The sequence below is a fragment of the Microbacterium sp. ZW T2_14 genome (assembly GCF_044987405.1).
In the GTDB taxonomy this organism is placed as follows: Bacteria; Actinomycetota; Actinomycetes; order Actinomycetales; family Microbacteriaceae; genus Microbacterium.
Genome location: NZ_JBJDRK010000020.1, coordinates 41,118 through 65,326, shown reverse-complemented (window position 1 = coordinate 65,326; position 24,209 = coordinate 41,118). Strand labels below are relative to the sequence as shown.

At 70.7% G+C, this 24,209-nt stretch carries 19 protein-coding genes; 3 read left to right on the top strand and 16 right to left on the bottom strand.

All coding sequences use genetic code 11. The features are described 5' to 3' along the window. Positions 1–109 precede the first annotated feature (109 nt). The 7 genes from ACI3KY_RS08960 to ACI3KY_RS08930 form a co-directional block, all read right to left on the bottom strand. Positions 110–1,183 carry an aliphatic sulfonate ABC transporter substrate-binding protein gene (locus ACI3KY_RS08960; RefSeq protein ID WP_404929827.1) on the bottom strand — a complete coding sequence of 358 codons (1,074 nt, stop codon included), beginning with the start codon at positions 1,181–1,183 and terminating at the stop codon, positions 110–112. 52 nt (positions 1,184–1,235) lie between these two features. Beyond that, a complete protein-coding gene (locus ACI3KY_RS08955) occupies positions 1,236–2,534 on the bottom strand; it encodes a sulfate adenylyltransferase subunit 1 (RefSeq protein ID WP_404929826.1) in 1,299 nt (432 codons plus the stop codon). Between the two features lie 110 nt (positions 2,535–2,644). Continuing rightward, the gene (cysD, locus tag ACI3KY_RS08950) at positions 2,645–3,754 is read right to left on the bottom strand and encodes a sulfate adenylyltransferase subunit CysD (RefSeq protein WP_404929825.1); all 1,110 of its coding nucleotides are present in this window, start codon (positions 3,752–3,754) and stop codon (positions 2,645–2,647) included. Continuing rightward, positions 3,751–4,494, bottom strand: a complete 744-nt coding sequence (locus ACI3KY_RS08945) for a phosphoadenylyl-sulfate reductase (protein WP_331911989.1) — start codon at positions 4,492–4,494, stop codon at positions 3,751–3,753. The genes cysD and ACI3KY_RS08945 overlap by 4 nt, the downstream gene beginning before the upstream one ends. 118 nt (positions 4,495–4,612) lie before the next feature. Then, positions 4,613–6,346 carry a nitrite/sulfite reductase gene (locus ACI3KY_RS08940; protein ID WP_404929824.1) on the bottom strand — a complete coding sequence of 578 codons (1,734 nt, stop codon included), beginning with the start codon at positions 6,344–6,346 and terminating at the stop codon, positions 4,613–4,615. Between the two features lie 175 nt (positions 6,347–6,521). Next, positions 6,522–7,244, bottom strand: coding sequence for a sirohydrochlorin chelatase (locus ACI3KY_RS08935; RefSeq protein ID WP_404929823.1), 723 nt, complete (start codon positions 7,242–7,244; stop codon positions 6,522–6,524). Positions 7,245–7,366: 122 nt separating this feature from the next. Further along, a complete protein-coding gene (locus ACI3KY_RS08930; RefSeq protein ID WP_404929822.1) occupies positions 7,367–8,281 on the bottom strand; it encodes a MarR family winged helix-turn-helix transcriptional regulator in 915 nt (304 codons plus the stop codon). Between the two features lie 123 nt (positions 8,282–8,404). Between ACI3KY_RS08930 and ACI3KY_RS08925 the strand changes: the two genes are divergently transcribed. After that, a complete protein-coding gene (locus tag ACI3KY_RS08925; protein WP_404929821.1) occupies positions 8,405–9,076 on the top strand; it encodes a MarR family winged helix-turn-helix transcriptional regulator in 672 nt (223 codons plus the stop codon). 303 nt (positions 9,077–9,379) lie between these two features. Here the strand turns inward: ACI3KY_RS08925 and ACI3KY_RS08920 are convergent, their stop codons facing one another. The 9 genes from ACI3KY_RS08920 to ACI3KY_RS08880 all read right to left on the bottom strand — a co-directional run bounded on the left by ACI3KY_RS08920 (position 9,380) and on the right by ACI3KY_RS08880 (position 21,858). Further along, entirely contained in the window at positions 9,380–11,401 is a 2,022-nt protein-coding gene (locus tag ACI3KY_RS08920) for a substrate-binding domain-containing protein (protein WP_404929820.1), read from the bottom strand. 120 nt (positions 11,402–11,521) lie between these two features. Then, positions 11,522–12,091, bottom strand: a complete 570-nt coding sequence (locus ACI3KY_RS08915) for a hypothetical protein (RefSeq protein WP_404929819.1) — start codon at positions 12,089–12,091, stop codon at positions 11,522–11,524. A gap of 132 nt (positions 12,092–12,223) precedes the next feature. Continuing rightward, positions 12,224–13,699 carry an MFS transporter gene (locus tag ACI3KY_RS08910; protein ID WP_404929818.1) on the bottom strand — a complete coding sequence of 492 codons (1,476 nt, stop codon included), beginning with the start codon at positions 13,697–13,699 and terminating at the stop codon, positions 12,224–12,226. A 220-nt stretch (positions 13,700–13,919) separates the two neighbouring features. Beyond that, positions 13,920–16,385 carry a glycoside hydrolase family 28 protein gene (locus ACI3KY_RS08905; protein ID WP_404929817.1) on the bottom strand — a complete coding sequence of 822 codons (2,466 nt, stop codon included), beginning with the start codon at positions 16,383–16,385 and terminating at the stop codon, positions 13,920–13,922. 38 nt (positions 16,386–16,423) lie between these two features. Then, positions 16,424–18,004, bottom strand: a complete 1,581-nt coding sequence (locus ACI3KY_RS08900; RefSeq protein WP_404929816.1) for a family 43 glycosylhydrolase — start codon at positions 18,002–18,004, stop codon at positions 16,424–16,426. 74 nt (positions 18,005–18,078) lie between these two features. Next, a complete protein-coding gene (locus ACI3KY_RS08895) occupies positions 18,079–19,404 on the bottom strand; it encodes an ABC transporter substrate-binding protein (RefSeq protein WP_404929815.1) in 1,326 nt (441 codons plus the stop codon). 82 nt (positions 19,405–19,486) lie between these two features. Continuing rightward, on the bottom strand, positions 19,487–20,104 hold the full coding sequence (locus ACI3KY_RS08890) for a hypothetical protein (protein WP_404929814.1): 618 nt from the start codon (positions 20,102–20,104) through the stop codon (positions 19,487–19,489). Between the two features lie 3 nt (positions 20,105–20,107). Beyond that, positions 20,108–21,010: a carbohydrate ABC transporter permease gene (locus ACI3KY_RS08885; protein WP_404929813.1), complete on the bottom strand. Its 903-nt coding sequence runs from the start codon at positions 21,008–21,010 to the stop codon at positions 20,108–20,110. Next, entirely contained in the window at positions 21,010–21,858 is an 849-nt protein-coding gene (locus tag ACI3KY_RS08880; protein WP_404929828.1) for a carbohydrate ABC transporter permease, read from the bottom strand. Before ACI3KY_RS08880 ends, ACI3KY_RS08885 begins: the two co-directional genes overlap by 1 nt. Before the next feature lie 337 nt (positions 21,859–22,195). Between ACI3KY_RS08880 and ACI3KY_RS08875 the strand changes: the two genes are divergently transcribed. Both ACI3KY_RS08875 and ACI3KY_RS08870 read left to right on the top strand, forming a co-directional pair. After that, positions 22,196–23,212 carry a LacI family DNA-binding transcriptional regulator gene (locus ACI3KY_RS08875; RefSeq protein WP_404929812.1) on the top strand — a complete coding sequence of 339 codons (1,017 nt, stop codon included), beginning with the start codon at positions 22,196–22,198 and terminating at the stop codon, positions 23,210–23,212. Then, positions 23,209–24,201 carry a LacI family DNA-binding transcriptional regulator gene (locus ACI3KY_RS08870; RefSeq protein WP_404929811.1) on the top strand — a complete coding sequence of 331 codons (993 nt, stop codon included), beginning with the start codon at positions 23,209–23,211 and terminating at the stop codon, positions 24,199–24,201. Before ACI3KY_RS08875 ends, ACI3KY_RS08870 begins: the two co-directional genes overlap by 4 nt. Positions 24,202–24,209: the final 8 nt, after the last annotated feature.

Sequence of the window (24,209 nt, the reverse complement as noted above, 5' to 3'; positions counted from 1 at the left end):
GTCGAAGCTGGGGCCGAGCGGGCTGCGGGGCGTCGCGCGTGCCGGCGCGGGCGCGCCCGCGTCCGGGGCGGCCTGCGCCCCGGACGCGGGTGCGGGAGCGGTGCTCATGTCAGTCCTCGCCGAGCCCTGATGCCGAGACGGTGTCTTCGCCCTCGGCCTCGAGCTGCTTGTTCAGGAGCCGCAGATCGAACAGTCCCTCGATCGAGCCCTCCTTCTGGGTGCCGGCTTCGATGCCGTTCTGGACGAGCGTCTCGAACGTGTCGGCGTGGGGGTCGACCGAGAACGTGACGTGCTCGAGCGCCCGCTCGATCACGGCGTCATCCAGCGGCTTGCCGGTCTCCTTCTCGATGGCGCCGTTGATGACGGTCGGCGCCTCGTCGGGGTTGTCGGCGATCCACTGCACGGCGGCCTCGTGGCCCTTCAGCAGGTCGGCGACGACGTCGGGGTGCTCGTCGAGGAACTCCTTGCGCACCAGGAGCACGGTGGTCGGGAACGCGCCGTCGTCCCACAGGTCGGCCTCGTCCTGCAGCACGTGCGCGCCCGCGTCGAGGATCAGCCGCGACACCCACGGCTCGGGCAGCCACGCGCCGTCGAGCTCGCCCTGCTGGAAGAGGGTGAGGGTCTGCGCGTTCTCGGTGGGCGTGACCTGCACGTCGCCGCCGCCCGAGGTGTCGGTCTCGAAGCCCTCGTCGGCCAGCCACTTCCGCAGCGCGACGTCCTGCGTGTTGCCCAACTGCGGCGAGGCGAGCGTCGTGCCGGCGAGGTCTTCCGGCGAGTCGATGCCGTCACGCACGACGAGCGCCGCACCGCCGGTGGCGGCTCCCGCGACGATGCGTGCGGACTCGCCGCCGGACTGGATGAACGTGTTGATCGACGGGTTCGGGCCGATGTACGTGGCGTCGATCGCTCCGGCCGACAGCGCCTCGATGGCGGCGGGACCGGCGTTGAAGACCTGGGTCGTCACGTCGACGTCGCCGAGCGCGTCCTGGAACAGGCCCTCTTCGAGTCCCACCAGCGCGGGCGCGTGCGTCACGTTGGCGAAGTAGCCGAGGCGCAGCTCGTCGACGGGTGCGGCGGACTCACCCGTTCCGGGGTCTGCCGCAGCGGAGGCGCAGCCGGCCATCATGGCCGCCACAAGTCCCAGGGTTGTGATTGCGGTCGTAGTGCGGATGATGTTCTTCACGGTGTCGCCTCCTTCGGTTCGGGTGCTGCTCGGTGGGGTGGTGGTGTGCGATTCAGTCGCGCACGATGCCGGCGGCGAGCGTCGCGCCGTCGGACGGATGGATCACGAGGAACGAGCCCCCGTGGCGGCTGGTGCGGTACGGCTCGAGCGGCAGGTCGGCCGCCACTCGCAGGCGCACGCGGCCGATGTCGTTGGTCTCGAGCGTCTGCGCCGGCTCGTGGGTGAGCGCGTCGAGGTCGTAGCGGGACTCGATCTGCGCGACGATGGCCTGCACCGTCGCGGTGCCGTGCTTGATGAGGACACGGATGCCGGGGGTCAGCGTCCGCGCATCCAGCTGGAACAGCTCGGCGTCGAACTCCCGTCGGGCCGCCGGCAGCGAGCCGGCCTTCACCACCAGGGCACCGCGTGCCGTGTCGATGTCGTCCGCGAACTCGAGGGAGACGGACTGCGGGGCGGTCGCCTCGTCCACCTCTGCGCCGGCGGAGCGGATGCCGGTGACCGTGGTCTCCCGGCCCGCCGGGAACACCTCGACGCGATCGCCCACCCGGACGACGCCGCTCGAGATGCGGCCGGCGACGGCGCGGTAGTCGCGCAGTCGCTCGGCCTCGCCGGCATCGATGCCCGGTGCGAGGCCGCCCTGCGGGCGCAGCACGAGCTGCACCGGCAGGCGCAGCGGCTCGAGCTCCCGCTCCGTCTCATCGGCGGCGGGCAGCGTCTCGAGAAGCTCGAGCAGCGCCGGGCCGTCGTACCAGGGGGTCCGCTCGGAGCGGTCCACGATGTTGTCGCCCTCGAGTGCCGACACGGGCAGCACGTGCAGATCCTCGATGCCGAGCTCGAGCGCGACGGCGCGGGCCTGCGCGGCGACGTCGGCGAAGGCATCCGCCGAGAACCCGATCAGGTCGATCTTGTTGACCGCCACGATCACGTGGGGGACGCGCAGCAGCGCCACGACGGCGAGGTGCCGCCTGGTCTGCTCGAGCACGCCCTTGCGGCCGTCGACGAGCACGATGACGGCATCGGCGGTCGTCGCACCGGTGACCATGTTGCGCGTGTACTGCACGTGGCCCGGGCAGTCCGCGAGGATGAACGATCGCGTGCCCGTCGAGAAGTACCGGTAGGCGACGTCTATCGTGATGCCCTGCTCGCGCTCGGCGCGGAGGCCGTCGGTGAGGAGCGCGAAGTCGAAGTCGCCGTGCGCGAAGCCGCGGTCGGCGGACGTGCGGGCGACCTGCTCGAGCTGGTCGGCGAGGATCGCCTTCGAGTCGTGCAGCAGCCGGCCGACCAGTGTCGACTTTCCATCGTCGACCGACCCCGCCGTCGCGAACCGGAACAGCGTCGGCTGCTGCTCCACCCCGGTCGTTGAGCGAGGGAGGAACGACCGAGACGAAACGTGCCGGTCGACCGCAGGCGTTTCGGCGAGCTCTGCTCGCTCAACGACCGGAATCTGAGTGTCAGCGGTCATCAGAAGTACCCGTCCTTCTTGCGATCCTCCATGGCCGCCTCGCTGAGGCGGTCGTCGGCGCGGGTCGCGCCGCGCTCGGTGAGGGTGGAGACGGCGACCTCGGCGACGATCGCGGCGAGGTCCGCGGCATCCGATTCCACGGCGCCGGTGCAGCTCATGTCGCCCACCGTGCGGTAGCGGACCGTGCGGCGCTCGACGGTCTCGTTCTCGCGCGGCGGCGAGAACTCGCCCACCGGACGCCACATGCCGTCGCGGGCGTAGACGTCGCGCTCGTGCGCGAAGTACAGCGGCGGCAGCGCGATGCCCTCGCGCTCGATGTAGCGCCAGACGTCGAGCTCGGTCCAGTTCGAGATGGGGAACGCGCGCACGTGCTGGCCCGGAGTGTGGCGCCCGTTGTAGAGGCTCCACAGCTCGGGGCGCTGGTTGCGCGGGTCCCACTGTCCGAACTCGTCGCGCAGCGAGATGATGCGCTCCTTGGCGCGGGCCTTGTCCTCGTCGCGGCGGGCCCCGCCGAACACGGCGTCGTGACGGCCGGCGGCGATGGCGTCCAGCAGCGGCACGGTCTGCAGCGGGTTGCGGGTGCCGTCGGCGCGCTCCTGCAGGCGGCCGTCGTCGATGTAGTCCTGCACGCGGGCGACCTCCAGGCGGATGCCGAGCCGCTCGACGGTCTCGTCGCGGAAGGCCAGCACCTCGGGGAAGTTGTGTCCGGTGTCGACGTGGAGCACCGGGAACGGCACCCGGCCGGGCGCGAACGCCTTGGTGGCCAGGTGCAGGACGACGACCGAGTCCTTGCCTCCGGAGAAGAGCAGGACGGGCCGCTCGAACTCGGCGACCACCTCGCGGATGACGTGGATCGCCTCGGCCTCGAGCAGGTCGAGGGTCGAGAGCGGCGCCGGCGCGGCGGCGGCATCCGCCCCCCGTCCGAAGTCGGCGATCTGCCGGGAGTCGGAGGAATCGGCGCCATACGTCCGAGTCTCGGCTGATGCCGGAGTCCGGGCATTTCCCGTCTGGTCGGCGATCTGCCGGGACTCGGCCGTTTCGGCCGTATCCGCCCGAGCCTGGGCAGAAGTCCGAGGCTGAGCGGACGTGGCAGCGTGCAGAGAGGTCATTCGTGGAGCCCGCATTCGGTCTTCGAGAGTCCGGCCCAGCGGCCGGAACGGGGGTCTTCGCCGGCCGCGACCGGCTTCGTGCACGGCTCGCAGCCGATCGACGGGTAGCCGAATCCGACGAGCAGGTTCACCGGCGCCTTGTGCGCGGTCGCGTAGGCGAGCACGTCGTCGAAGCTCCATGCCGCGACCGGGTTCACCTTGACGAGGCCGTTGCGCTCGTCCCACGTCACGAGGGGCGTGTTCGTGCGCGTGGGCGCCTCGTCGCGGCGGACGCCCGTGAACCACACCTCGTAGCCGCCGAGGGCGTCCTGCAGCGGGGCGACCTTGCGGCGCGCGCAGCAGAGGCCGGGATCCCGGGCGAACAGCTGGGCGCCGAACTCGGCGTCCTGCTCGGCGACGGTCTGGTCCGGGGTGATGTCGACGATCCGCACGTCGAGCGCGCGCTGCACCTCGTCGCGCGTCGCGTACGTCTCGGTGAAGTGGTAGCCCGTGTCGAGGAACAGCACGTCCACGCCGGGCAGCTGCTCGGCCACGAGGTGGGGGAGCGCGGCGTCGGCCATGGAGCAGGCGACGGCCGCGGCATCCGTCCCGAAATTGCGTGCGACCCACGCGACCACCTCAGCGGCGGATGCCTCGTGGTCGGTCAGGCTGCCGAGCTCGAGGTTGCCCTGCTCGGCGAGGGCCTTCAGCTCTTCGCGCGTGCGCTTGACGGCGACGCGCGGGGCGAGAGAGACGGTCATGCCTGGGCCTCCTCGTTGGTCCGGGGCGTTTCGTCTCGGTCGCTGGCGCTCCCTCCCTCAACGACCGGAACCCGGTCGTTGAGCGAGCGAAGCGAGACGAAACGCGGTGCCGAGATCGTCACTGGAGGGCCTCCTCTTCGGCGCGGTGGGCCCACTGGGCGAAGGTCTCGTTCGACGCGGCGTCGCGGTCGGCGAGGAAGCGGCGCACGACGCGCTCGACGTAGTCGGCGATGCCGTCCGCGGCCACCTTGAGTCCGCGCACGGTGCGGCCGAGGCCGGGCTCGTCGCGGTCCTGCGAGGCGAGTCCGCCGCCGAGGTGCACCTGGTACCCGGGCACCTGCTCGCCGTCGATGGTGACGAGCTGACCCTTCAGGCCGATGTCGGCGGTCTGGATGCGAGCGCAGGAGTTGGGGCATCCGTTGACATGCAGGGAGATCGGATGCGGCAGCTCGAAGCCGTTGAGACGCTCCTCGAGATCGAGCACGGCGGCTGTCGCGTTGACCTTGGTCTCGACGATCGCGAGCTTGCAGAACTCGATGCCGGTGCAGGCGATCGTGCCGCGGCGGATGAGGCTCGGACGCGCCTGCAGCCCGAGGGCGTCGAGCTCGGCGACCAGCGGCTCGACGTTCTCTGCGGGCACGTCCAGGATGACGAGCTTCTGGTGCGGCGTCGTGCGCAGGCGGCTCGAGCCGTGCGCCTCGATGACGTCGGCGAGCTTCGTGAGCGTCGGGCCCGAGACGCGACCCACGATGGGCGTGACGCCGACGTAGAAGCGGCCGTCCTTCTGCTCGTGCACGCCGACGTGGTCGCCGGGCGTGAGCGGCTTCGGCGCCGCGGGACCGTCGGGGAGCTCATACCCGAGGTACTCGTCCTGCAGCACCTGCCGGAACTTCTCGGTGCCCCACTCCGCGAGCAGGAACTTCAGCCGCGCCTTGTTGCGCAGCCGCCGGTAGCCGTAGTCGCGGAAGATCTGGGTGACGCCGTGCCAGGCATCCGCCACCTGATCGGGCCGCACGAAGGTGCCCAGGCGCTCGCCGAGTCGCGGGGTGGTCGACAGCGCGCCGCCGACCCACAGGTCGTAGCCGATGCCCAGCTCGGGGTGCTCGACGGCGACGAACGCGACGTCGTTGATCTCGTGGACGACGTCCTGGCTGGGGTGCCCGGTGATCGCCGTCTTGAACTTGCGGGGCAGGTTCGCCAGCGTCTCGTCGCCGATGAACCGGTCGGTGATCTCGGTGATCTGCGGCGTCGGGTCGATCAGCTCGTCGGCGGCGATGCCGGCCACCGGCGATCCCAGCACGACGCGCGGCACGTCGCCGCACGCCTCGGTGGTCTGCAGGCCCACGGCCTCGAGGCGGCGCCAGATCTCGGGCACGTCCTCGACGCGGATCCAGTGCAGCTGGATGTTCTGGCGGTCGGTGATGTCGGCGCTGTCGCGGCCGAACTCGGTCGAGATGCCGGCGATCACGCGCAGCTGCGCGGTGGTCAGCTGGCCGCCGTCGATACGGACCCGCAGCATGAAGTACTCGTCCTCGAGCTCTTCGGGCGTCAGGGTCGCGGTGCGGCCGCCGTCGATACCGGGCTTGCGCTGCGTGTACAGCCCCCACACGCGGAACCGGCCGTGGAGGTCGGTCGGATCGATGGAGGCGAAGCCGCCCTTCGAATACGTCTGCTCGATGCGCTCGCGGACGCTGAGGCCGTTGTCGACCTGCTTCCACTCCTCGTTGCCGTTGAGCGGCGCGGTGCCGTCGATCTTCCACTGGCCGTTCGGCTTCGACGACGCGCGCGGCGGGCGCACGGCGGCGCGCGGGCGTTCCGCCGCAGCGTGCGCTTCGGTTTCGCTGATGGTCACGGTGGCCTCCGGATGCTCCCCGGGCGTCCCCGGAGCGGACCCTAACGAGTCCGTTCCCTGAGGCTAGAAGCGAGCAGGTCGAGGGCCTATCCGAATGTCAAGGGGCGTTAACCGACGTAACGGGGCGTCACACAGTTGCGGTCCGCCGTCTTTGTGGACCGGGTCCAACGAGCGGTCAGCCCGACGCGGGTGAGCCCGCAAGCCCCGCGCCGGCGCGGTAGCGGTCGACCACGATGTCGACCAGGCCGGCCGGCGGCTCGTCGTCGCCCAGCAGGGGCGGCGCCACGGGGGCACCGGCTGCCATCCGCACGGCGAGGTCATGGAAGTAACCCGGGGCGAGGAGGTAGTTCGCCACCACGGTGCGCGTGGCCGTCGTCGCCACCGCCTGCGCCACCGCGACGTCCAGGCGCGGGTCGGCCGCCGCGAGGAAGCCGACGCTGACCTCGCGACCGAGCCGGGCGCCCAGCATCCGTCCGATCTCGCGGCAGTCCTCGTTGGCTCGGTCGTCGCTGGATCCCGCGACCGCGAGCACGATCTCGTCCTCCGCTGCGGGGGCGAGCGGCGTCAGGCGTGCCAGGAGCACCTCGACCAGCCGGAGGTCGGGACCGAGCGCCGGCGCGATCACCACCCCGTCGCGTCCCGCGGTCTGCTGCCGCAGGTCGACGCGCACGTGGTACCCGGCCGACAGCAGCAGCGGAACGATCACGACGGGCATCCCCTCAGGGATCGCGTCGAGGGATGCCGCGACATCGGGCTGCTGCACATCCACATGGCCGAGGCGCACGGTCACATCCGGAAGCCGTCGCGCGACGGCCTCGACGAGCCCGGCCACCGCCGCCTGCCCCGCGGGCGACGCAGTGCCGTGGGAGATGGCGAGGAGCGCGGGGGCGGTGGTCACGCCCCCATTGTGCCCGGGGTGTATGACGCGCATGTGTCCGCGCGTCGGGGAAATGCGAAAGGGGAGAGTCCCGCACACTCAGGTGCGGGAATCTCCCCTCGCGGGAATTCGGATGCTGCGGCTCAGGCCGCCCCGGCCGCCCGGCCGCGCGCGAACCCGGCGTCGAAGCCGCGCTCGTACGCCTGCTGCGCACCGCGGCCGCCGCGGCCGTGGCCGCGCTCGCCGGAGTGACCGTGACCGCCGTGGCCGTGGCCGTGACCGTGACCGCCGTGGTCGGCGTCGTGGTCGAAGTGGCTGTGGCCGGCGTGCGGGTGGTGGCCCGCGCAGCCGTGGTCGCCGTAGCCGCGCATCGGCTCGTCGAAGCGCTCGGCCGGGTGACCGGGACGCCCGGGGCCGAAGCCGCGGTGACGGTCATGCCCGTAGCCGTGGTTCTCGGGCTCGAACGGACGCGGACGCCCGCCGAATCCCGGCCCCCAGTTCGGCCGGAAGCCCGGACCGAAGCCGTGGCCACCGAACTCCGGGCCGAAGCCGCCCCGGCCGAAACCGGGCCGCCCGAACCCGCCGAAGCCGCGCTCGCGACCGGCGGTGCTCTCGTCCCAGCCCAGCTCGCGGGCGATCGCCTCGAGCGAGCTCGTCAGGGCCGCGTACGCCTCGGCGTCGCCGACGGCGTCGACCACGCGGGAGCGGAGGCCGTCGACGATCCCGCCGATGCGCTCCTTCTCGGCGCGCCCGAGGTCCGTCAGGGCCCACGTGCCGTCGCCGTGCTCGACGACCCAGCCGCGTTCCTCGAGCCCGCGCAGGCGCTTGCCCTTGCGTGCGAGGCGCTCCCGGAGCCCAGGGGCGTCGATGTCGCCCGAGAGCACGTTCAGCAGCATCCAGTCGCGGCGGCTGATGCCTTCGGCCTCGAGCGCCGTCGCGAACTCGCGTGTCAGCAGCCCGTCCACGGCACGCAGCCAGTAGCCGAGCGGCCGGGGGTCGGCGGGGCGGGGAGCCTCATTCTCGTTCTCGTTCTCTTCGTTGTCAGTGATGTCGTTCATGTGTGAAGTCCTTTGAGGGGAGGGGCGGCATGAGAAGCCGCCGCGTTTTACATGTCGAAGTGCATGTACATGCAGTGTGACATGTAGTTGGGATGCATGTCAAGTCACATGTAAGTTGGAGGCATGTCGTCCACCCCCGCCGACCCTTCCGACGCCATCGCCGCTGCTCTCGCCCGATTGCGCGGACGAAGGATGCCGCGTCCGCCGTGGGCCGACGGCTCCGGCCCGCACGGCGAAGGGCCGCACGCACACGGGCACGGCGGTCACGGTCACGGCGGCCCGCACTCCCACGACGCCGACGACGCCGAGGATCACGCGCACGGCGACGATCCGACCCACGGCTTCCCGGGGCGGCGCGGCGGTGGCGGCCCGTGGGGTCGAGGAGCAGTGCCCGGGTTCGGCGGGCCGGGGTTCGGCGGACCCGGGTTCGGGGGACCGCCCTGGGGTGGGGCCGCTCGCATCGGCGGACCGGCGCGCATGAGGCTGCTCGAGGCGCTGGCCGCGGCATCCCATCCGCTCTCGGTGGGCGAGATCGCAGAGGCTGTCGGCGTCGATCAGCCCCGGGCGTCGCGGCTCGTGCAGCAGGCGGTGCAGCTCGACCTGGTGCGGCGCGAGGCCGACCCCGACGACGCGCGCCGCACGCGCGTCGCACTGACGGATGCCGGAACCCGGCTCGTTCGCGGCTTCCGGGGCGAGCGGCGGGAGGCGATGGACGCCGCGCTCGCCGCCTTCACCGACGACGAGCGCGCCGAGCTCGCGCGCCTGCTGACGAAGCTCGCCGACTCCTGGCCGTAGAGGTCACGGGCGTCACCCGACCGGTCGTTGAGCGAGGGAGCCAGCGACCGAGACGAAACGCGCAGTGTGCGAGACGGTCCGGGCCGTTTCGTCTCGCTCGTTCCTCGCTCGCTCAACGACCGGGGCCGGGCGCGTGTCGTCCGTCCCGGTCCGGGCCCGTTTCGTCTCGCTCGTTCCTCGCTCGCTCAACGACCGGGGCCGGGCGCGTGTCGTCCGTCCCGGTCCGGGCCGTTTCGTCTCGCTCGTTCCTCGCTCGCTCAACCACCGGGACCGGGCCCGTTCGTCGCGTCCTCGCCCGCCGGGTCAGAAGCTGGTGACGAGGTCTCCGAGCACCGCCTGCAGCTTGGAGGGGTCGGTGGCGTCGTAGTAATGCGCGCCGGTCGCGCTCGAGATCGACTGCAGCGTCGCCACGTCGGCATCGGCACCGTAGGCCAGCGTGAAGATGAGCACCGGTGTCGCGTGGTGCATGTCCTTCAGGTTCGCCAGCATCTGGTCGGCGCCGATGGTCGGGGCGTTGGGGGTGTCGTTCTCACCGTCGCTGAGCAGCACGATGGCGTTGATGTGGTCGCTCGTCCACGACGCCGCCTGCTGTGAGGCGAACGTGTCGACCGCCTGATACAGCGGTGTGTCGCCCATCGAGGTGAGACCGCCGAGGGCGCCGAGGAACGCGTCGCGCGACGTGCCGATGTCGGAGACCGGCGACACGAGACCCGGCAGCATCGCGCCATCGGGACCCTGTGCGAAGGCGGCGAGGCCGACGTCGTCGCCCGTCGTGAAGTGCCCGAGCGCGGCCTCGATCGCCTTGCGCGCCTGCACCAGCTTGGTGTCGCCCGCCGGGATCGGCTCGTCCATCGAGCCCGAGACGTCGAGCAGGAACAGCACGTTCGCGCGCTTGCGCACCTCGGGGAACGAGGCCTGCACGGCGGTCACGACGTCTGCGGCGGGGAACGCCAGGGTGCCGCGCTGGGCGCCCTCGAGCTGGCCGACCTTCTCGACGCTCTCGTCGAGCGCGCCGTTGAGGTCGCGGTAGCCGGCGGCGCGCACGGCCGACTGGCCCTGCGCGGTGTGCGTGAAGCGGATGAAGTCGGCCGCGGCCTCCGACTCGACCGGATCGATCCACTCGCCCGTGAGGCGCATGACCGGGTTGTCGGCGGAGTAATAGCCGTCGGCGGGATAGATCGGCACCAGCTGCTCCGACGGCGGCTCGCCCTGCGTGCGCGTGATGCCGTCACGGCTCGTGATGCCGCGGTTGTAGTCCCACACCGACTTCTCGTCGACGATGACCGCCGAGAGGAAGTCTGCGGTGGAGCCGGATGCCTCGGCCTGGCGCGCGTGCCAGAGGAAGTGCTCGGGCGTGGCCATGTAGTGGCTGGTCGCCGTCTCGTTCCCGTGCACCTCCGCCTGCACCGAGGGATCCTGCACCTGGGCGGCGGTGAGGTCGGTCAGCGATCCTGCCGCCGTGCCGTACGACGCATACATGGCAGCCTCGCCCGAGGTCGCCATCAGCGGACTGGTCTTGCCGAGCTTGAACGCGCCCCATTCGGGGTGGCCGAGGCCGCTCCACAGGTCGGGGTCGCCGGCCGCCTCGAAGATCTCGCTCCACGTCGGCGCCTCGGCATCCCAGCCGATCGTCTCGGCGAGGTTCTCGGGCATCGCGATCACGACGTCGGAGGTCGCGACGCTCGTGCCCTCGGCGCGGAGGTTGGTGGCGCCCTGAGACTGCGCGACGTCGACCCACGTGGAGGAGTCCGGCAGCCACACGGTCGGCTTCTGGTCGGCGGGAAGGCTGGGGAACGCGGTCGCCACGACTCCGGCCGCGAGACCGGACTTCTCTTTCGCGGTCGTCACCGTCACGCACGATCCCGCGACGTTGCGGGGCTGGCTGTTGTAGGCGGCGGCCAGGCTCTCGACCATCTCGGAGTTCTCGAACGACGACAGGACGCTCACCGTCGCGCACGGCTGGGCGCCGGCAGTGGCGGCGGGCTCGTCCTGCGGGAACACGATCGGCTCGACGGTGGCAGGCGCTGCGGGCGCCGGCTCTTCTGCGGCCGGCGCCGGTTCGGCGAGGTTCGACACGATGGCGTACGACACGGTGCTGATCGAACCGACGAGCACGACGATGCCGACGACCGTCGTCCAGATGAGCATGGTGCGGCGCCGCTTTCGGCGGCGCTCACGCCGTTCGTCGATCGCCGACGGCTTCGTCGACGTGGCCGGAGAAGCGGCGGAGGCGGACGCGGTGGGCAAGGCGGCGGTCGGCTGTGGAGAGGACTGGCCGCGGCGGGGTCCGGGCGCGTCCTCGTCGCCGCGCGTCTGATCGCGCATGGGCATCCTCGAGGTCGATGCGGCCGTGAGGCCGGGCGGGGGGTCACCGGCCGGGTAGTCCGGTAAGGCTAGAGCCTAACCCGCGGGAGGTTGCGAGGCGAGGGTGAGGATGCCGGGAGATCACCGTGAAGCGCTGTTCAGCATCCCGATCAGCACCGCGGTCCACCACGCCGACTGGGAGACGACCGCGCTCCACACGCACCAGGCCTGCAGCCGGCCGGGCAGGGCGGTGAAGCGGACGCCGGCGGGGAGACGCGACAATTCGTCGGTCAGCCGTGTCATTCCGACGCCGTTCATGGCTGCGACGAGCACGGCGATCATCTTGATCGCCGTCAGCGGCTGGCCGAGGTCGGGCTGCAGGAAGGCGCCGGTGGCGACCAGTCCCGCGATGCCGAGCCACGCGAGCCCGCTCACGGTGCGCTCGACGCGCCGCAGATCGTCCAGACCGGCGCGGCGCAGCATCCAGAGCAGGCCGCTCACCTCGAGGAGCACCGCGGCGCCGAGTCCCACGATCACGGACGCCAGGTGGCCGAACAGCGCCGGCGCGTGCAGCCACTCCGGTGGGACGACGGTGGTGCCGATCCACAGCGAGATGAGCATCGCGAGCAGGACGCCCCAGTAGCCCAGCGCCCGGCGATGGCGCGCGATGCGCCGGCTCTCGGCGAGTCGTCGCGGGGTCGACGGGATCACGGTGCCTCTCGGGATTCGGCTGCAGCGCGGGAAAGCGCGACGGCCCCCCAGTCGCACCGGTGAAATCTCACCGAATGCGAGGGTATCGGATGCCGCGCCCCTTCGATCGCTCGCGCGGCCGTCGACGCCCGCTCAGCCCGAGGCGTCGGCGCGGTCGCGGGCGATGTCGGAGGGCTTCAGCTTCACCGGCAGCAGGAGGAGCAGTCCGACCAGCAGCACGATGACGATGCCCAGGATGCCGTAGTGGGTGGCGCCGAAGACGCCGATGAGCACCGACCAGAGCAGGGGAGACAGGAAGCTCATCACGCGGCCGGTGGTCGCATAGAGGCCGAACACCTCGCCCTGCATGCCGAGCGGCGTGACCCGCGCGAGCAGCGACCGACTCGATGCCTGCGCGGGACCGACGGCGGCGGAGAGGATGATCCCGCCGACCCAGAACACGGGCTTGCCGCCCTCACGGAAGAAGAAGACGAACAGCGCGCTCACGATGAGGACGGTGAGCGCCGTGATGATGACCGCACGCGCGCCGAACCGGTCGTCGAGGCGGCCGGCGATGATCGTCGATACGCCGGCCACGAGGTTGAGCGCGATGCCGAACGCGATGACCTCGGTCGCGCTGAACCCGAACGACACTGCGGCGAGCACGCCGCCGAAGGCGAATACGCCGGCCAGACCGTCGCGATAGACGGCGCTCGCGATGAGGAACCAGAAGGTCGGCCGGTGTTCACGGAAGAGCGCCACGATGTCGTGCACGAGCACGACGTAGCTCTCGAAGAATCCGACGCGCTTCCGGTCGGGGCTCGCCGGCGACTCGGGCACCAGAAAGACGAAGGGGAGCGCGAACAGCACCGTCCACACCGCCGCGCCCACGGCGATGAGGCGATATGCCAGGCCGTCCGACACATCGAGGCCGAACCAGTCGAAGGTGTTCAGCACGACCACGAGGGCGAGTGCGAGGATGCCGCCGATGTAGCCGAGGCCCCATCCCAGGCCGCTCACGCGGCCGATGGTCTTCGGGGTCGAAACCTGGACGAGCATCGCGTTGTAGTTGACACCTGCGATCTCGGAGGAGACCGAGCCGAGGGCCACAAGGATGGCGCCCAGCCAGAAGAACTGCGGCTCGGCGTAGACGAAGAAGAGCGCGAACTGCAACAGGGCCAGCACCGCGGTCGCACCGACCACCCAGCGCTTCTTGGTGCCCGCCGCGTCGGCGCGCTGACCCAGCACCGGGGCCAACAGGAGGATGAGGATGCCGGCCGCGAACGTCACCCAGCCGTACCACTCCGACAGGTCCGAGAGCGCGCCGCAGTATTCCGTCGCCGCGTCGGCGGCGCGCGAGCAGACCATCTCGCCGTCGGCGTTCTGCGCCGCGACGCCGGCCGGAAGGAACGAGTCCGAGACCAGGTACAGCGACACGAAGACGAAGGTGAGGATGACCGAGTTGAAGGGCTGGGTCGCCCAGTCCCACAGCGCCCAGGCGAACACCCGCCGACGCGGCACCGGGGTGTCGTCGAGGCCCGCGGTGTTGAGGGCGGCGGTCGACAGCACCGGATCGGCGGGCGCGGTGGGCTCGTCCGATCCGGGGGCGGGGGAGCTCATGTCGGTCATCGTGACGTCCTTCAGTGAACGGCGGGTGTCGCCGCCGCGGGCGTCACTTCGGCGTGGCGCGTGGCCACACTACTGGAGCCGACGGATGCCGGGGGCCGGACGCGCGAGGCAGGAGTGCGGGTTCTCGGCGACACACCGGCCGGCGGTTGTCGCCGGCCGGTGTGCACGCGAGTCGCCGGCGCCGAGCCCGCCGCCGGCGGGGCGACCGACCCGTCGGAGATCAGCCGTTCGGCACGGTCTCCGTCGTCGCAGCGACGACCTGGGGAACCTGCACCGACGTGCGGGCGACACCGTTCTGGAAGCGCAGCTCGATGTCGTGGCATCCCGGGGCCAGCGACGCCAGGAACGGCGCGCGCAGCGTGATCGCCGTGCCGATATTGGTGTGCTGCACGGGAGCGATCGAGATCGCGGCATCCGTCCCCGCCACCAGCGGCAGATTACTCGACTTCGGCCCGAACGCCGGGTACAGCGACGCGTCGACGGCCACGCCGTCGACCGCGATCTCGCCGACACGGGCGAGCACGTCCTCGGGCAGCGTGTTCACGTAGAACCGGCGGAACGAGGCATCCGTCACCAGTCGCAGCTCCTGCTGGTCCGTGGTGAGCACCGTGTCGCCGCCCGCGGTGACCGCGAAGTCGCGGTCGCCCTCGGGCGCGGCGGCGCCGTCGACGGTCACGTTCTTCAGACCCTTGCTGTCGGCCCACACGGCGTCACCCGACACCCCGTCGAAGGTCACGTTCTCGAACGAGCTGTCGGTCAGCTCGTCGATCAGGGGGATGCCGGTGTTCGTGAAGTGCACGTCGCGGAAGTGCAGGCGGTTCGACGCGATGAACGGGATGCCGGCGGCGGCGAGCTTCGCGTCGTCGTGGATGCCGTCGACCACGATGCCGCCGGTGCGGCTGCCGTCGACGGTGACCCTTGAGATGTCCCAGTCGTGGAACGAGGGCCAGCGCGTCTTCGTGTAGTCGCCCGGGTAGTGCGTCGTGAAGATGAACGGCGCACCGTCCATCTGGTAGCCGATGGTGAGCGGGTCGACCTGACCGTCGACGAGGTTGGTGAGGTCCTTCATCGCCATGTCGCGGACCGTCACGAACCGCACGCCGCCGCCCGAGCCGGGCTTGGACTTGGCGCGGATGCCGTCGCTCGTGCCGACGGCGATGTTGTCTTCGACGAGGACGTTGTCGATCCATGACGTGGTGCCGCTGCCGAACGCGATCGCACCGTGGCCTCGGGCGAGGTAGTTGTCGAAGATCCACGCTGATCCGGCGACGGCGCCGATCGGATCCTTCTGGTACTCGCTGATGTTGCCGGCGTTCAGCACGATGTTGTCATCGCCCGAGTTGATGACGTTGTTGAGCGCCGTGAACCCCTTGAAGCGGGCGACGTTGATCGAGTCGCCGTTGTTGCCGTTGAACGACTGCACGGTGATGCCGTTGACGATGTAGTTCGACAGGTACTTGAAGCCCGTCACCGAGTTCGCCGGGTTCTGCAGGCGCAGACCGCCCCCGATGTACATGTTGTCGATGTGCTCGCCTTCGATGAGGTTCGAGCGCTTCTTGTAGCAGTTCGAGTCGCCGGTCGGTCCGCCCGCCGCCACGCACTGCCGATACATCTCTCCGGCGAGCAGGCCGTTCTCGGCGATCGTGCGGAACGTGCTGGGCAGGGATTCCGCCAGCCCCAGCTGGTCGCCGTAGGCCACGTTGGGCGCGCCGTCGGTGCGGTGCTTCCAGCCCTGGCCGTCGATGGTGCCGGTGCCGATGATGCGGACGTTCTGCAGCCGCGCCTGGGACGTGCCCTCGACGTTGATGAGGTTGAGGAACTTCTCGGCGTTGACCATCGTGAACTGGGTGCCCTCCGGGACATACCCGGCGAGGTCGAGGGACGCCGTCAGCGTGCCGTCGACGCGGAGCGTGACCCCCGTCTTGAGGAACACGGCGGCAGAGATCACCCTCGCGTTGCGGGGGATCACGACCTCGGCCTGGCGCCCCGGGTTCGCCACGGCGAACGCCGACGCGTCGTCGATGGCCTGCTGCAGCGCGGTCGTCGAGACGAACGCGCCGCCGTCGGCGGCTGAGGCGACGGGAAGGATGCCGGCGTACCCGTCGTTCGCGACCTGGAACTTCTCCGGCCGCTCGTTCGGCATGGCGACGGTGCCCGTCGTATAGGCGTCTGGCAGCGCGACCTCGGTGCCGTCGGCGAGGACTCCCGCCACGCGGAACCGGTAGTCCCGCCCACGCTCCAGCCCCGAGATCAGCAGGTTGTGGGTGGTCGTCGGCTGGGCCGCGGCGTTGGACGGATCGGCGCGGAACACGTCGAACGCGTGCTGCGCCGGAGTGGCGGTCGAGCTTGCGAGCCCGACCCGCGAGAAGGCGCCGTATGCGGCATCCTGTCGCTTCTTGCCGGCGCGATAGACGGCGTAGTCGACGAACTGCTCGTACCCCGCGGGCTTGCCCCACACCAGGGTGAGGCCCAGGCCGTCGGAGGTGGAATCCTGGATGATCGACTGGTCGAGCACGACGGCGCCGGTCGGGGCGCGGTCGACGTTGACGGGGCTGGTCGCCTGCGGCTCGTCCTTCTGGGCGAGCGTCGCGGCGGACGCGACGCCGGCGGCGCCGAGTGTGCCGAGCGCGAGCGCGGCAACTGTGCACAGCGCGAGGGCGCCCGTGCGTATCGTGCGGAACTTCATCATTCCTCCGTACTTCGTGGGGATGGGGCAACACCGGGTCAGGCGGCGGGAGCCTCCTGAGCCGCGTCCTCGATGTCTCTCTCGACATCCAGAACGGTGCGCAGCGGCCGGAAGGCCGCGACGCCGCCGGCCGATCCGTCGCCCAGCGGGGCGGCGGCGAACAGGCCGATGTGGGTGCCGATCCAGCGGCCGGGCGTGAGCGCCACCGCTTCGGCGAGTTCGGTCCAGGTGCGCCCGTCGGTCGACCACGCGAGCCAGGCTCGCTCGGCGCCGTCGGTCCGCACGCGGAGGAGGAGCGTGCCGTCGATCGGGACGCCGGCCGTGAGCGCGCGCTCGGCGCCACCCGGCTCGGCGGAGGCGCGCATGACGGCACGGACGACCCCGCCCGCCCGTTCGACGCCGACCCACACATACTCGCGTCCGAGCAGCACGAGACCGGCGCGGCTTGCGTCGCCGGTGAGCGCTGTGGCGTCGACGGCCGTGCTGATGACGGCCGCCTGCCCCGGCATCCGCTGACTCAGCACGTGACCGAGCGTGCGCAGGTCGCCGGTGTCGTCGGCGACCGCGGTCAGCTGCAGCGCGCCGTCCCGAGGGCCAGAGGTCCAGTCCGCGCGCGGGTTCGCCTGCCACGTCCACGACGGTGACAGCGGTCCGGTGAAGTCGTCGTCGGCGTACGGCAGGCGCCGTTCCGGGCCGTCCTCGACCGCCCCTTCCGGCGAGGGATGCCGCACCACGGGCTGTCCGACGCCGTCCGGCCCCGGCACACCGATCTCGGGCCAGCCGTCGTCGCCCCACCGCATCGGCTGCAGGTGCACGACACGGCCGATCGGGCCGCGGTCCTGGAAGTGGAGGAACCAGTGCTCCCCGCCGGGGGTGTCGACCCACGCGCCCTGGTGCGGACCGTTGATCTCGGTGTCGCCCTGCGCGAGCACGATGCGGTGCTCGTACGGCCCGTACGGGTCGCGCGACCGGAACACCGTCTGCCACCCGGTCTCGACGCCGCCCGCAGGCGCGAAGATCCAGTACCAGCCGTCGCGCTGGTACAGCTTGGGGCCTTCGAGGGTCGAGAACCCGTCGAGGTCCTCGCCATCGATGACGACCCGCGGTCGCCCGACCACACGCGTCAGGTCGGCGGAGACCTCGACCACCGTCAGCCGGTTCTTGAAACCGGCGCGGCTCTTGGCCCAGCCATGCACGAGGTAGGCGCGTCCGTCGTCCGCCCACAGCGGGCAGGGGTCGATGAGGCCGCGACCCTCGATGAGCGCCCGCGGTGTGCTCCACGGCCCGCGCGGGTCAGTCGCGGTCATCACGAAGATGCCGTGGTCGGGGTCGGGATACACGATCACGAACCGGCCGTCGTGCTGCCGCAGGCTCGGCGCCCACACTCCTCCGCCGTGGCGCGGGAGCGCGAAGTGCGCGGTGGGCGGCACCGCGGGCAGGGCGTTCGCCACATGCTCCCAGTGCACGAGGTCGCTCGACCGCAGCACCGGCAGTCCCGGAGCGAGGTTGAAGCTCGACGCGATCATCCAGTACTCGTCGCCGACGCGGATCGCGTCAGGGTCGGAGTAGTCCGCGTCGATGACCGGGTTGCGGTACGTCGGAGCACGCCGAACGTCCATGGTGGCCTCCTGGGGCACGAGAAGAGGGGAGGGATGCCGCGGGCCGGGCCGCAGAGAGCGACCCGGCCGGCGTCTCACGAGATGTTGCTCTGGAAGGCCGCGAACATCTGCGCCGCGGCATCCTTCACCGTCACCTGACCGAAGATGACCTTGTCGTACATGCTCTTGAACTCGGTGAGGCTCTCGGAACCGCCCTCGGGTGCGACCGGCGGCGCGGGGACCACGGCGTCGGCCATGTCGGTCTCGAATTCGTACGTGGCCAGGTCGCCGCCCGTGAAGCCCGACGACAGGTCATCGAGGATCGCGGAGTTGGCGGGCATGCCGCGGGTGATGCCGAGGATCTCGCCGGCCTCCGGGTCGTTCAGGAAGAAGTCGATGAACTTGGCCGCCTCCTCCTGGTGCGTGCTCGTCTTGGCGACCGTGAGCAGCTGGGTCACGCCCTCGAACATGCCTGCGGCCTCGGCATCTTCGTCCGCGGGGAACGGTGCGAGCGCCACCTCTCCGAACGCCTGGAAGTACGCCGACGCGAGCGACACGTCGTTGAACTCGCCGAGGGCGACGCCCTTGACCAGCGGCGAGTTCGCCGTGGTGCGGTCGTTCGCCGTGGTGATCTCAGCCGGGGTGAGCACGCCGTCGGCCACCAGCCCGGTGGTGAAGTTCCAGAACTCCTCGAGGTCCTTCTGCGTGAAGTTCACCTCGCCGTCGTCGGTGTACAGGCTCTTGCCCCGCTGCAGCAGCCAGGCCTGGAACCAGGGCGCCTGGTCGCCGAAGTCGGCCGACAGGTACTTCGCGCCGCCCGAGGAGTCCTTGATCTCCTCACCGGCGTCGGCGAAGTCGTCCCACGTCCAGCCGAGCTCGGGGGCGTCCAGGCCGGCCGCCTCCCAGGCGGCCGGGTCGTAGAAGAAGGACTGCGTCGACCGGCCGGTCGGCATGCCGTAGATCTTGTCGCCCAGGGTGCCGGCCGCGAGCGCCGCCTCGGCGGTGTCGTCGGTGTGCAGCACCGCGTCGTCGCCCTTCGTGAATGGCGTCAGGTCGGCGATCACGCCACGCTGCTGGTACTCCTTGAAGTACTCCAGCTTCATCTGGAACACGTCCGGGGTGTTGCCGCCGGCGACCTGCGTCGCCATCTTCTCCCAGTAGTTCGCGTCGGGGGCGAAGCTCGTCTCGATCGTGACGTTCGGGTGCTTCTCCTCGTAGAGGTCGACGACCTTCTGGGTGGCGGCGGCGCGGTCGTCGTTGCCCCACCACTGGAAGGTGAGGGTGACGGGTGCGTCGGGGTCGGTAGACGGTCCGGCCGACGGGGAACTGCCGACACCGCACCCCGTCGCCAGCAGGGTGATGCTCGCGACCGCTCCTGCGGTGGCCAGGATCCGGCGGCGAATCCTCGATGATCCGTTCATGATTGCCTTTCGTTCGATGCCCTGGTGCGGGCGGGGTCTATGCCCGGAGGCCGGGCGGTGGCGGCGTTCGGGACGCCGTGGTTCAGGGGGTGTCGGCCGAGGCGCGGGACTCGGCGCGCGCGCGCACCGCAGCGGCCGCGACGCAGAGCGGTCCGCCCGCGGCGATCGCGATCGGAGGCACCCACGTCACGATCAGCGCTACGCCGACGACGGCGGTGGCCAGCAGCGCGGTTCCGGACAGATCGGTCGATGCCCGGGACACCGCCGCGCGCACCGCCTCGGACCACGCCACGCCGAAGCGCCATTCCGCCGCAGTGCGCAATGCCACGGTGGCGAGCACGATCGCCGAGATCGCGGCCGCGGCCGTCGCCGGCGCATCCAGGCCCGCCCGCACCGCGAAGAGATCGGCGGCCAGCACGCCGAGCACGAGCACGGGAACGAGGAATGATCCGACGAAGCCGGATGCCGCGGCATCCCGCCATGCCTTCCAGTAGGTGCGCCACCCGACCGTCGCGTCCTCGGTCTCGCGCAGCCGCGCGAGACGTGCGCCGGCGGCGATAGCGACGAACCACGTCACGACCGGGAGCGAGCCGAGGAGGACGAGCACGCCCAGCAGCAGCGCATCGGTGAACGCCACGAACCGCCCGCGATAGGTGCGGTGGGCGTCAGGACGGGCGATGGATCGCATCAAGCTCGACATGGCTCAGCCCTTCAGTCCGGAGGTCGCGACGCCCTCGACGAGGTAGCGCTGGAAGACGAGGAAGAACAGCAGCACCGGAAGGAGCGCGAGCACCGACATCGCGAACATCGCGCCGTACGAGGAGGTGCTGGACTGGTCGATGAACAGCCGCAGACCGAGCTGCACCGTGTAGGTGGCGGGGTTGTTCAAGAAGATGAGCTGTCCGAAGAAGTCGTTCCAGCTCCAGATGAACGAGAAGATCGCGGTCGTGATGAGCGCCGGCTGCAGCAGCGGCAGGATCACGGAGAAGAACGTCCGGTACGGGCCGGCGCCGTCCACGGTGGCGGCCTCGTCGAGCTCGCGGGGGATGCCGCGCACGAACTGCACGACGAGGAACACGAAGAACGCTTCGGTGCCGAGGAACTTGGGCAGCACGAGCGGCAGGAAGGTCCCGATGAGACCGAGCTGCTGGAAGATGATGTACTGCGGAATCAGGATCACGTGCATCGGCAGCATCAGCGTGACGATCATGAAGGCGAAGAACGGCCGCTGCAGCCGGAATCGCATGCGCGCGAGCGCGTAGCCGGCCAGCGTGCACGCGAACACGTTGCCGACGACCGACAGGACCGACAGGATCAGCGAGTTCGCGAGCAGCTGCCAGAAGGTGAGCGACCCGGCGCCCTCCAGCGCCTGCGTGTAGTTTCCCGGCGTCCATTCCTGCGGCCAGAACTGCGTCGTGGTGAAGATCTCGCCGCTCGACTTGAAGGACGCCGACACGAGCCAGGCGACCGGGTAGAGCAGCACGATCACCATCGCGATCAGGGCGACGTGCCAGACGGTGACCTTCAGCGAGCGGAGCCCCTGCGCGCGGCGCAGGCTCTCCCGATGAACGCGTGTGGTCGAGGTGGCGGGCAGTGTGTCGGTCATCACTTCTCCTCGGCGGTGTAGTGCACCCAGAAGCCGGCGGTGCGGAAGACGATGAGCGTGACGACGCCGATGGCGACCAGCAGCACCCAGGCGAGAGCCGACGCGTAGCCCATGTGGAAGAACGTGAAGCCCTCGCGGTAGAGGTACAGCGTGTAGAACAGCGTGGAATCGGCAGGACCGCCGCGGCCGCCGCTGATGATGAACGCCCCGGTGAACGACTGGAAGGCGTGGATGATCTCGAGCACCAGGTTGAAGAAGATGACCGGGGAGAGCATCGGCAGCGTGACGCTGACGAACTTGCGCCAGCGTCCGGCGCCGTCGATCGAGGCGGCCTCGTACAACTCGACCGGCACCTGCTTCAGCCCGGCGAGGAAGATCACCATGGGCGCACCGAACTGCCAGGCGGCGAGCAGCACGAGCACGTACAGGGCGTACTGCGGATTGTCGATCCAGCCGCCCGTCTCGATGCCCACCGAGCTCAGCCCGTTGTCGACCGGGCCTCCCGTGGAGAAGAGAGCCCGCCACACCAGGGCGATCGACACCGACGCGCCGAGCAGCGACGGCGCATAGAACGCCGACCGGTAGAACCCGAGACCGCGACGCGGGCGATTGAGGAGCAGCGCGACGCCCAGCGCCAGTGCCAGCTTCAGCGGCGCCGCCAGCAGCACGTAGCGGATCGTCACCCAGGCGGAGGTCCAGAACTCCGGTTCCTGGAACATCTGGGTGTAGTTGTCGAAGCCGATCCATTGCGGCGGACTGAACAGGTCGTAGTCGGTGAACGACAGGTACAGCGAGTACAGCATCGGGCCGATCATGAGCAGTGCGGCGCCCAGCATCCACGGCGTCATGAACACGTAGGCGGCGACGTTGCCCCGGCGGCGCGGGACGCGGGGGCCGCTCGCCTTCGGCGGCGTCGAGCCGGAAGCGGGTCCGGAGGCCGGCGGTGCGAGCGTCGTGGTCGCCACTGTGTTCTCCCCGTTGAGGTGCGATGCGTCGCGGTCGCCCGAGCCGGGTCGATCACGATGGAAAGGGTTGCATAGATTCCATCAGAATTGCAACCGCCTGCAACAAATTGGGTCGCCAGCCGCGAAAGTTCAACGGTTCCCAGCGGTCGGCGTGCAGGATACGATGTGGAAACGGTCGCCAGTCAAGGCACGAGTGAGTGGGAACACGCGAGGGGACGAGATGGCCATCACGATCCGCGATGTCGCGGCGCGTGCCGCGGTGTCACCCGCCACCGCCTCGCGCGCGTTGACGGGGACAGGATCGGTCGACCCCGCCACGGCGGCTCGCGTGCGCGACGCGGCGCGCGAGCTGGGCTACGAGCGCAACCCGTGGGCCAGCAGTCTGCGCGGCGGCACCACGCGCAAGCTCGCCATGATCGTGCCCGACCTGATGAACCCGTTCTTCGCCGAACTCGTGCGCAGCGCCCAGGCGTACGCGCACGAGCTCGGCTACCTTGTCCTGGTCGCCGAGACCGACGACGATGCCGGCGCCGAGCTGGAGCTGCTGCGATCCCTCTCGGACCGGGTCGACGGCAGCCTGATCTGCACGCCCCAGACTGCCGAGTCGGCACAGGGCCGCCTCGTGGACGAGGGGCCGGCGGTCTTCCTGCATCGCACCAGCACGCTCGTGCCGTACGTCATCAGCGATGTGGCGCTGGGGGTGCGACTCGCGGTCGAGAACCTGGTCGCGCTCGGACACCGTCGTATCGCCTACCTCGACGGACCGGCGGAGTCCTGGTCGGCGGGCCTGCGGCGCGTCGCCGTCGCCCAGGTGCGCGAGGAGTTCCCCGACATCGACATCGTGACCGTCGGGCAGGTGCGTGCACGGTTCGAGGGCGGCGTCGCGGGCGGCGATCTGGTGATCGCCAGCGGGGCGACGGCCGTGCTCGCGTACAACGACGTCGTCGCGCTCGGGCTCCTTCACCGGCTGGCCCGTCGCGGTCTGCGCGTGCCCGACGACATCAGCATCGTCGGCTTCGACGACGTGCCCGCCGCGGCGATGGCGTCCCCGGCTCTCACCACCGTCGCCCAGCCGCTCGCCGAGAGCGCCCGCGCCGGCGTCGACATGCTCCTCGCGCTCGCGCGGGGTTCGCAGCCGGTGGAGCGGGCGGTCGTGCTGCCGCCGACCCTCGTCGTGCGCGAGAGCACGGCGCCGCCGGCGGTCATGCTGCCACGGACCGGGACCGGCGTGGCATGACGTCGCGGACGAAGGCCGGGCGCGCCACGATCCACGACATCGCCGCCGACCTGGGCGTCTCGGTGTCGACGGTGTCACGCGCGCTGACGCCCGGCGGAACGGTCAGCCCGGAGACCCGGCGCCGCGTCGAGGAGGCTGCGGGGCGGCTGGACTATCGCACCAACCGTGCGGCGCGCAGCCTGTCGACCGGCCGCATGCACAGCATCGGCCTGATCGTGCCGGATCTTCGCGACCCTTTCTTCGCCGAGGTCGCCAAGGGTGCGCAGATGCGGGCCCGCAGCGTCGACCACACGGTGTACATCGCCGACACCGACCGCTCGGCGGAGCTCGAGTTCGAGGCGATCGACATGATGCGCCGCGATGTCGACGGGTTCCTGGTCTGCGCGCCGCTGGGCGACGACGACGCGCTGCGTGAGCACCTCCGCGGCACCGCGGCGGTCATGATCCATCGTGAGCTCGACGGCCTGCCGAGCGTCACCTCCGATCTGGCGAGCGGCATCGCCCAGGCGGTGCAGCACCTTCACGCGCTCGGACACCGTCGCATCGCCCACGTCGCCGGTCCGGACTCGTCATGGGGCGCGCGCCGGCGTCGCGCCGCGTTCGAGCGCGAAGTCGCCGACGACGACCGGGTGCTCCTCGGTCCGATCACGGATCCGTTCGAGGGCGGCGTCGCGACGGCCGACGCCCTGCTCGCGAGCGGTGCGACCGCCGTGGTCGCCTACAACGACCTGGTCGCGCTCGGTCTCGTCACGCGACTGCGTGCGCGGGGGGTGAGCGTTCCCGACGGCATGAGCGTGGTCGGATTCGACGGCCTCGACGTGGCGACCCTCGCGACTTCGCTCACGAGCGTCGCCGTGCCCCGTCAGGTGGCCGCCCGCTCGGCGGTGGATCTGCTGCTGCGGGCGCTCGATGAAGGCGGGGAACCGGCATCCGTGGTGCTGCCCACTCAGCTGATCGTGCGCGACTCCACTGCACCGCTCCTGCGCTGACGTCGACG